Origin of the sequence: Ectothiorhodospira lacustris, assembly GCF_022227785.1 — a bacterium.
GTDB lineage: Bacteria > Pseudomonadota > Gammaproteobacteria > Ectothiorhodospirales > Ectothiorhodospiraceae > Ectothiorhodospira > Ectothiorhodospira lacustris.
The window spans coordinates 1-7,926 of the sequence record NZ_JAJNQM010000114.1 but is presented as its reverse complement, the minus strand read 5'-3'; the positions used below and the strand labels follow the sequence as shown (position 1 = coordinate 7,926).

The window sequence follows — 7,926 nt, the reverse complement described above, 5'->3', positions numbered from 1 at the left end:
TCAGGTCGCTGCCGATCAACTCATCCGCACGAAACGAATTTGCGGGCTGGCTCGAAAGGTAGGTTCCATGGGTCGCCGATGGCGTTTGGGCCATGGACGGGGCTTGGGCCAATGCGGAGCCGATGCCGAGTGTGAATACAGGAAATATCACTGCGCAGGCTGCGAGTGCGTGCAGTTTCTTCATGGTCTCTCTCCTTCAGGTTCCGACCGGCGAAATCGCCAATCGGGATTCTCAAGCTAGGGCCTTGGACGGTCGGTGTCTGTTGGATACCGCACCTGGATCGTAATCACCTTCATGGACGCCCCATCCGTGCCGGCGACACTGTCGGTATAGGATCCCGTCGATCAGTCACGGGCGTCCCGGCCCGCATCCTGAATGCGATCTCCCGCCCTTTCGAGGGAATCGCCCGCTCTATCGACGGCGTCATCGACATTTTCGCCGGCCCTCTGGGCCGGTCCCCTATCGCAGCCGGATAACGGGACGAGCAGCAGCCCCAGAATCAACGCGGTGCCTGTCACTGTTGGCAATTTCATCATCATCTCTCTCCTGGTTGCGGCAACTTCCAGACTCGGAAGCCAGCCTTTTCACCAGTGTCGAGGCTATGGCGGTCCGGACCCTAGGTCTGTCTGCTATCGAACACAGCCCGATGGCGGGGTATCCGGCCACGCCCCCGTTTCGTACGCCAGCGCACCGACCCCGTCACCGGCACCGGCGAGACTCGTCCCAAGCCAGGTGCTGCCGAGTACCGGTGATGTCCTTAAGGAGGACGCACATGAATCAGATCCCCATCAGGTCCACCCCGAACCGGGTCGTTACATCCTTGCGTCCGGCAGCTGCCTTAGCGGGGTTACTCACGCTGGCTGCCTGCGCATCCACCCCGCCGGCCCCCACCCACGCCCTGCAGGCCGCCGAGACCGCCATCACGAACGCCGAACAGGCACGTGTCGCGGATTATGCGTCCATCGAACTGAATGAGGCCCGTGAGAACCTCGCGGCAGCCCGCAAAGCCGTCCAGGACGAGGACATGATCCGGGCCGAGCGCCTTGCCGAACGGTCCCGCGTGAATGCGGAACTCGCATCCGCCAAAGCCAGGCTGGCAAAGGCCAAGGCGATCAACGAAGAGATGGAAACGAGCATCGACGTCCTGCAGCAGGAAATGCAACGCGGAACGGGAGAACGCCCATGAAAACGCTGAATACCACGCTTTCCCGGGTGGGCGCGGTCACCGCCGCCGGCCTGCTCCTTGCGGCGTGCGCGGCGCCGATGACCGTGCCGCCGGGTGCCGACAGCGCCCGCGCCAAGCTGATGCAACTGCAGGCGGATCCGCAACTGGCCGGCCGGGCGCCGGTGGAACTCAGGGATGCGGAGCTCGCGGTACGGGCGGCCGAGAAACCCCAGGCGGACGGAGAACTGGCCAGACACCAAGTGCTGATCGCCGATCGCAAGGTCGACATCGCCAAGGCCTGGGCGCAAACACGCCTGCTGGAGGATCAGCGCGCGGCGCTGAGCGATCAGGGCGCCACCGCGCGTCTGGATTCCCGTACCCGCGAGGTGGACCAAGCGCGGCGTGAGACCGCCGAACTGCAGCGACAGATCGAAGCGATGAACGCCAAGCCTACAGACCGGGGACTGGTCCTGACCTTGGGTGACGTACTCTTTGCAACGGGTCGTTCCGAACTGCGGGGCGGCGCGGTGCGCAACCTCGACCAGCTCGCTGTGTTCCTCCGGGAGCATCCGGAGCGCACCGCCATCATCGAGGGCCACACCGACAGCGTGGGCAGCGCCAGTGCGAACATGCGTCTATCGGAACAGCGTGCCGATTCGGTGAAGCGTTACCTGGTCCGCCAGGGCGTGGACGCCAACCGCCTGCACGCAGCCGGCCGAGGCCAGGACTATCCGGTCGCCGAGAACAACACCGCCTCGGGCCGTCAACAGAACCGTCGCGTCGAGATCATCATCCCCGACGCCGCAGGCCGTGAAAGGTGAATGACCGGGTTCGCGCAGTCGGGCGCCGGACACCGCGGCTCATGCCGGCTTATCCCCCGTGGTTGCTTGAAATCGTGATGACCACGATGGGGAATCAGGGCCGACGATGGAAATCCGAGCTCTACAGGACATGCTACGTGTGTCAGCGCACAGAACCCCAGTTCGGCCTCACCCCACCATGCAGTTTCACGCTTATCTGCAAAGGATATTAGCCATGGCATCTGTCGAATCCACACACACGGGGCGAGGCCCCGCATATGGGGCGGATAACCCGCTCCCCTATAACGCACGTAACGAATCGCAGTCTTCCGGCGTTTCCTGGCCCGCGGTAGCCGCAGGGGCGTTTGTCGCCGCAGCGCTTGCACTGAGCTTTGTGGTCCTGGGCACCGGCCTGGGATTCTCGTTCGTCTCGCCGTGGCCCGGAGAAGGGGTATCGGCCAGGGGCATCGGCATCGCCGGTATCATCTGGCTGATCCTCATGCACATCATCGCAGGGGCAATGGGCGGCTACGTCGCCGGCAGGCTGCGCACCCGATGGACCAATCTGAGTGACGATGAGGTTTTCTTTCGGGATACCGCACACGGCCTCCTGGTATGGGCGGTGAGCCTGGTGATCACGGCGGCGCTTCTCGTCGCGGTCTCCATGTCGGTTATCAACAGCACAGCCCAGGCCGGCGCTACCGCTGCCGGGGCGGCGGTTACAGCCGGTGGCGCTGCCGTGACGGCGGGTGTCGATGGCCGGTCGGAAGGAGGCGCCGACGGCCCGATCGGCTATTTCGCGGATGCATTGTTTCGTCAAGACCGTGCAGGGGCGACTCCCGATTTCAGCGGACTTGGCGCCACCAGCTCGGACGGGATCGGGGCCGGGGTCCGCGCCGAAGCAGTACGCATTCTCGCCCAGGGCAGGGAGGGGATGCCGGATGCCGACAGGGCGTATCTGGCGCGACTGATCTCGCAGAATACCGGCATCACTCAGTCCCAGGCGGAAAGCCGGATCAACGAAGTACAGGCACGGATGGCGGAAATGGAAATGCAGGCGAGGGAGGCCGCCGACACGGCGCGGAAGGTGATGGTGCATTTTTATCTGTGGATGTTCCTGGGCCTGCTGCTCGGGGCTTTCAGTGCCAGCTTTGCCGCCACGATCGGCGGTCGGCAACGCGATAACGTCCAGCACATGTGACGCCGACGAATTTCCGGCAATCAGCGAGGTAGATCAAGATGCGATACATACTGCTTTGGCTTCTGGGTATCCCCATTCCCATCATCATCCTGCTGGCCATCATACTTTAACGTGAAAGAACCCAGGTTCAGCCACAGACACGCCCTTCTCCCCTTAAGGGAGAAGGGCCGGGGATCAGGGGCTTGGTACACAGAATAGATAGACAGTACGTCACCGCACAGACGGTAGTTGCTTAGGTCGTTAACCTGGCCTTGTCAATCCCGACAAATGTAAATGTAACCGATAGCGAGAAGATCATGGATAACTCCCACATCATGCAATCCAAACCCCCGGGAAACCCCGAAAACGGGCAAGGCAAGAACGAACCCATCGAGCGCATAACCGCCGGTGCCCACGAAACAGTGGACAGGATCGCCGATGCCGGCCATCACGCGGCGGATGCCGTCAGCGAGAAAGGTACACAACTGAAGGAAGCACAAGAGGAATGGTTGAAGGATCTCCGGGAGTACGTCAATGAACACCCGGTACAGTCGGTGGGTATCGCGGTCGCCGGCGGCTTTTTGTTGAGCCGCCTGTTGAGCGGTCGCTAGGTCGGCCGCCTTCATGGACACACCCTCCACCTCTCCCGGCACCCCGGAACATCGTTCCGGGGTGCTTCAGGATGTCCGTTCCTTGGCCCATGAATTGCGCGGCCTGTTCCATGCCCATGTGGGTCTCGCCGCGCTGGAGACGCGCCAAGCCGGCGAAAGCCTTGTTTGGATGATTACCCTGGGCGTGATGGTCGGCGGTTTGCTGCTCAGCGCGTGGCTGGGCCTCCTGGCCGTGGCCGTGCTGACGCTGATCCAATACGAATACGGTGTCATGACCAGTCCCGGTGCGGCACTACTACTGGCGGTGGGCGCTAATCTGCTGCTGGCGCTGATCCTTTACTGGGCGATCCGCCGCCGACGCACTCATCTGCAGTTCCCGGCCACAGTGAACAGCCTGACACCCGACACAGAGAAGTCATCATGAACCCTGACGCACCTCCCTCCGAATCGCTGGCGGCACGCATCAAAGATGCCGAACGGCATCTGCTTGAGCGCCGGCGATCGGTCGGCGTGCATGGCAACATGCTGGGCCGGCGTATCCATGAACGGATAACTTCCCCGGCGGTGTTGAGCTCGGCCGTGGGGCTGGGCTTTCTGCTCGGCAGTCGTCGCACCCAAGACCCGGAGTCCGATCATTCATGGTTGCGGATGGCGGTGGGTTCGGTGCCTTGGATGAACCCCTTGCTGGCTGTCGTCAAGTCCGGCCCGCCGACGCAGGTACCCTCCTCCCCCCCCCTGGAATAACGCCCTCCTTGCAATCCCCGGCTCTATCGCCGATGATGCCATCCAGATGGATGGTATGGGGATGGCAAATGCCTGGCAAGACACTGGATGCCCGCCGCAAGGGGGGCGATAGCGAAAAGATCACAATCAACCTGGGATATGTGGATCTGGGCCAGGTCGACCTGCTGGTGCAGGAAGGGTTCTACTCCAACCGCACCGATTTCATCCGTACCGCGATCCGCAATCAGCTCGACCGTCACGACGAGGCGGTACGGCAGTCCATCATCAGGCACCAGCTCGAACTCGGGCTGCGCCACTATCACCGGGCCGAACTCGAGGCGGCAGTCGCCGCCCGTCAGGTGCTGCACATCCAGGTGCTCGGGCTTGCGATCATTGACGCCGATGTCTCCCCGGAACTTGCACGGGCAGCCATCGGATCGCTGCACGTACTCGGGGCGCTGCATGCCGGTCCCGCCGTGAAGGCCGCCTTGGCGGATCGGATCCACTGATTTCGCACACCTCCTCCCGTTACCGGTCGGCGTTATGCCGGCACACCATTGGAATTGCCGCATGAATGCATCGAACGCCCAGGTCATGGCCGAGGCGACCCGCCTCACCCGCGCGGGTCGGCTGGAGGAAGCGACGGCACTGCTGCTGCGCGCCCAAGGCCGGCCGCACCCCGGCAACGAAGACCGGATGGCGGAGCGCCCAAGGCATTTCGACCGGGGATATCCCGGTTCCAGCCCGCTGCCGGAGGCGTTACGCGGCTTCCTGGAGCGCGGGGCGCCGGGGACGGGCGGGCTCGACGGTCTCGTCGCACGGGCAAAGGTGGTGGTCCCGAACGGGGCGCGCTTCGAGTCCCACCATTTTGCCGACACGGCCGGTAGCCGCACCTATAAGCTTTACATTCCCGCCGGCTACCAGGGCGAACCGCTGCCGCTGGTAGTGATGCTCCACGGCTGCACCCAGTCGGCCGATGACTTTGCGGCGGGCACGCGGATGAACGAGTTGGCAGAGGCGTCGCGCTTTCTGGTCGCCTACCCCGAGCAGCCGGCCTCGGCGAACCCGTCACGCTGCTGGAACTGGTTCAATGCCGACGATCAGCAAAGGGATCGCGGCGAGCCGTCGCTGATCGCCGGCATCACCCGGCAGATCGTGCGCGACTTCGGCATCTTGCCCGGCTGCGTCTACGTGGCCGGATTGTCCGCCGGAGGGGCGGCGGCGGCGGTGATGGGGGCGACCTATCCGGAATTGTACGCGGCGATCGGCGTACATTCCGGGCTGGCCTACGGCGCCGCGCAGGATATGCCGTCGGCGTTTGCAGCGATGCGCGGCGGCGCGCCCACGGCGACGCGGGGCGGGGCCACCGCCCCCGCATTGCCGACCATCGTCTTCCACGGCGACCGCGACACCACCGTCAGCCCGGTCAATGGCGAACAGATCATCGCCCAGGCGATGGCGGCAGCCAGACTCACCACCCGCACCGAACAGGGTCACGGGCCGGATGGGATGGGCTACACCCGCACCACGTATAGTGATACCGGTACGCACACGGTACTGGAGCATTGGGTCCTGCACGGTGCCGGTCATGCCTGGTCCGGCGGCAGCACGGAGGGCTCCTACGCCGATCCGCGCGGCCCCGACGCCAGCCGCGAGATGCTGCGTTTCTTCCTGCAGCACCGGGTGATCGAGGGGTAGGCGGGTGGTTCCTGTTCACGCGGGGCCATCTTTTGGAGCGGATGACCGTTCAGCGGCCTCGCGGGCCTCCTGGAGTCCCGCGACACCAACGAGACTGGACTCATCGCCCCCCTCGCCCAACAGGACGACGCTGATCGAGCCGTCAGTCTCCAGGACGACCGCGTGCACCTTGTCCAACGAATTAACCCTGGCCGCGCGCACCGCCGCCCGTATTTCACCCTCGGTCACCCGCTCTTGCTGCAGGGCCGCGGGCAGGAACTCGCCCCGGTAAAGCAGCATCGCCGGGTCCCCCGTTACCATGCGCCGCAACCACCGCACCCGGACGCTGGACCACGTCACGGCGAACTGCAGGCCGATGAGCAGGAGGAAGGCCAACGCCCCTTGGGCCAGGGCAACCTCGGTACCCATCATGACGGTCGCCAGGAGCGAGCCGAGGGCGACGGTCACAATGAGGTCGAAGGCGTTCAATTTGGCGAGTGTGCGCTTCCCCGAGATACGAAGGAACACAACGAGCGCAACGTAGGCCAGCACCCCGACAAACAGGGTGTGGAACAGACTGTCCCATCCGCCATAGAGCATATCTTTTATCCCGCTTAGAGAACGGTGGCACCGATGGGTGAATTCTCATGCCGCCGCCCTGAGCGGTCTGTTCAGTAACGCACTGTCCGAACTGGCCTACGGGGGCGACCATCACTGACACCATGCTCGGTGGCGGATCACCGCGCATGCGCGTCGAACGCCCCTCATGATCCCGCCTTCTCTTATTGTGAGCCCAACCAATGCAGCCCAGCATGCGATTAGCGGACTTTATTCGCACAGAAATAGAGCCGATCCTGCAGGACTGGGAGGCCTTTGCCAAAACCATCCTTCATGCCGATCACATGGACAAGACCGAGCTGCGCGACCACGCCAGGGGCATGCTTCTGGAGATTGCCGACGATCTCGACTCCCACCAGAATGAGGCCCAACAGGCCGCCAAATCGAAAGGCGATGCGCCGGAGGACGGGGATCATTCATGGGCCGACGTCCACGGTGGCGAACGACACACCATCGGCTTCAGCGTGATGGAGACGGCGTCCGAATTTCGGGCCCTGCGTGCAAGCGTGGTATCACGCTGGACCAAGGCTTACCCAAGGGTTTCCGGGCAACAGCTTGAAGACCTGACCCGATTCCATGAAGCCATAGACCAGGCCGTCTCCGAATCGCTGGAGCACTATGCGGCCGCCAAGGAGATGGAGACCCGACTGTTCGGCGCCATCCTGGTCGCATCCCCTGAACCGATCTTTGTGCTGGACCTCAAGGGCAGATTCACCTATGTCAACCCGGCGACTGCCAAGCTTCTCTCCCTCAAGCGTGAGGCGATCATTGGAAAATCTCACGTTGACCTCGGCCTTTCATTCGCCTCGGACTTCCAGCACAACCTGGAAAAGGTGGGCGCCGACCGGTCCATCTACCGAGGCAAGTTCACCCACGCGTTTGCCTCGGGCCAAGGTGAAAGATTCGAGTATCTGCTCGCACCGGTACAGGATGCGGATAAACAACTCGAAGCGATTGTCTGCATCTTCCGTGACGTGACCGAACGGGCGCTCGCCGAGGAACAAATATGGCACAACGCCCACTATGATCTTCTCACCGGGCTGCCGAATCGGCGTCTTTTCCTGGATCGGCTGGAGCAGGAGGTCAAACACGCAAAGCGCAGCAATCTGCCGATGGCCCTACTGTTCCTGGATCTTGACGGCTTCAAGGCA

The 7,926-nt window shown here is 63.3% G+C and carries 12 protein-coding genes; 9 read left to right on the top strand and 3 right to left on the bottom strand.

Annotation, left to right across the window (positions count from 1 at the left end):
• Both LQ952_RS14910 and LQ952_RS16080 read right to left on the bottom strand, forming a co-directional pair.
• A partial coding sequence (locus tag LQ952_RS14910) for a hypothetical protein (RefSeq protein WP_238623418.1) occupies positions 1-184 on the bottom strand: 184 nt, incomplete at its 3' end.
• A 161-nt stretch (positions 185-345) separates the two neighbouring features.
• On the bottom strand, positions 346-537 hold the full coding sequence (locus LQ952_RS16080) for a hypothetical protein (RefSeq protein WP_430733386.1): 192 nt from the start codon (positions 535-537) through the stop codon (positions 346-348).
• A gap of 236 nt (positions 538-773) precedes the next feature.
• Here LQ952_RS16080 and LQ952_RS14905 point away from each other — a divergent pair, with 236 nt between their 5' ends.
• From LQ952_RS14905 to LQ952_RS14870, 8 genes are all read left to right on the top strand, one after another.
• Entirely contained in the window at positions 774-1,187 is a 414-nt protein-coding gene (locus LQ952_RS14905) for a DUF4398 domain-containing protein (protein ID WP_238623417.1), read from the top strand.
• Between the two features lie 77 nt (positions 1,188-1,264).
• Positions 1,265-1,987, top strand: coding sequence for an OmpA family protein (locus LQ952_RS14900; RefSeq protein WP_238623416.1), 723 nt, complete (start codon positions 1,265-1,267; stop codon positions 1,985-1,987).
• A gap of 214 nt (positions 1,988-2,201) precedes the next feature.
• Positions 2,202-3,167, top strand: a complete 966-nt coding sequence (locus tag LQ952_RS14895; RefSeq protein ID WP_238623415.1) for a hypothetical protein — start codon at positions 2,202-2,204, stop codon at positions 3,165-3,167.
• A gap of 314 nt (positions 3,168-3,481) precedes the next feature.
• Positions 3,482-3,757 (top strand): ElaB/YgaM/YqjD family protein, encoded by a 276-nt coding sequence (locus tag LQ952_RS14890; protein ID WP_238623414.1) that lies wholly within the window; start codon positions 3,482-3,484, stop codon positions 3,755-3,757.
• 13 nt (positions 3,758-3,770) lie between these two features.
• Positions 3,771-4,181, top strand: a complete 411-nt coding sequence (locus tag LQ952_RS14885; RefSeq protein WP_238623413.1) for a phage holin family protein — start codon at positions 3,771-3,773, stop codon at positions 4,179-4,181.
• A complete protein-coding gene (locus tag LQ952_RS14880) occupies positions 4,178-4,501 on the top strand; it encodes a hypothetical protein (RefSeq protein ID WP_238623412.1) in 324 nt (107 codons plus the stop codon). The genes LQ952_RS14885 and LQ952_RS14880 overlap by 4 nt, the downstream gene beginning before the upstream one ends.
• A 68-nt stretch (positions 4,502-4,569) precedes the next feature.
• Positions 4,570-4,989, top strand: coding sequence for a CopG family transcriptional regulator (locus LQ952_RS14875; RefSeq protein ID WP_238623411.1), 420 nt, complete (start codon positions 4,570-4,572; stop codon positions 4,987-4,989).
• Between the two features lie 61 nt (positions 4,990-5,050).
• A complete protein-coding gene (locus tag LQ952_RS14870) occupies positions 5,051-6,178 on the top strand; it encodes an extracellular catalytic domain type 1 short-chain-length polyhydroxyalkanoate depolymerase (RefSeq protein WP_238623410.1) in 1,128 nt (375 codons plus the stop codon).
• Positions 6,179-6,193: 15 nt separating this feature from the next.
• Here the strand turns inward: LQ952_RS14870 and LQ952_RS14865 are convergent, their stop codons facing one another.
• Positions 6,194-6,757: a DUF421 domain-containing protein gene (locus LQ952_RS14865; protein ID WP_238623409.1), complete on the bottom strand. Its 564-nt coding sequence runs from the start codon at positions 6,755-6,757 to the stop codon at positions 6,194-6,196.
• Positions 6,758-6,957: 200 nt separating this feature from the next.
• Between LQ952_RS14865 and LQ952_RS14860 the strand changes: the two genes are divergently transcribed.
• A partial coding sequence (locus LQ952_RS14860) for a PAS domain-containing protein (RefSeq protein WP_238623408.1) occupies positions 6,958-7,926 on the top strand: 969 nt, incomplete at its 3' end.

Bases quoted from the DNA above. Each gene is read 5' to 3' on its own strand.
- LQ952_RS14895 (WP_238623415.1), top strand. From the start codon at position 2,202: ATGGCATCTGTCGAATCCACACACACGGGGCGAGGCCCCGCATATGGG.
- LQ952_RS14875 (WP_238623411.1), top strand. From the start codon at position 4,570: ATGCCTGGCAAGACACTGGATGCCCGCCGCAAGGGGGGCGATAGCGAA.
- LQ952_RS14900 (WP_238623416.1), top strand. From the start codon at position 1,265: ATGACCGTGCCGCCGGGTGCCGACAGCGCCCGCGCCAAGCTGATGCAA.
- LQ952_RS14865 (WP_238623409.1), bottom strand. From the start codon at position 6,757: ATGCTCTATGGCGGATGGGACAGTCTGTTCCACACCCTGTTTGTCGGG.
- LQ952_RS14885 (WP_238623413.1), top strand. From the start codon at position 3,771: ATGGACACACCCTCCACCTCTCCCGGCACCCCGGAACATCGTTCCGGG.
- LQ952_RS14890 (WP_238623414.1), top strand. From the start codon at position 3,482: ATGCAATCCAAACCCCCGGGAAACCCCGAAAACGGGCAAGGCAAGAAC.
- LQ952_RS14880 (WP_238623412.1), top strand. From the start codon at position 4,178: ATGAACCCTGACGCACCTCCCTCCGAATCGCTGGCGGCACGCATCAAA.
- LQ952_RS14870 (WP_238623410.1), top strand. From the start codon at position 5,051: ATGAATGCATCGAACGCCCAGGTCATGGCCGAGGCGACCCGCCTCACC.
- LQ952_RS16080 (WP_430733386.1), bottom strand. From the start codon at position 537: ATGATGAAATTGCCAACAGTGACAGGCACCGCGTTGATTCTGGGGCTG.
- LQ952_RS14905 (WP_238623417.1), top strand. From the start codon at position 774: ATGAATCAGATCCCCATCAGGTCCACCCCGAACCGGGTCGTTACATCC.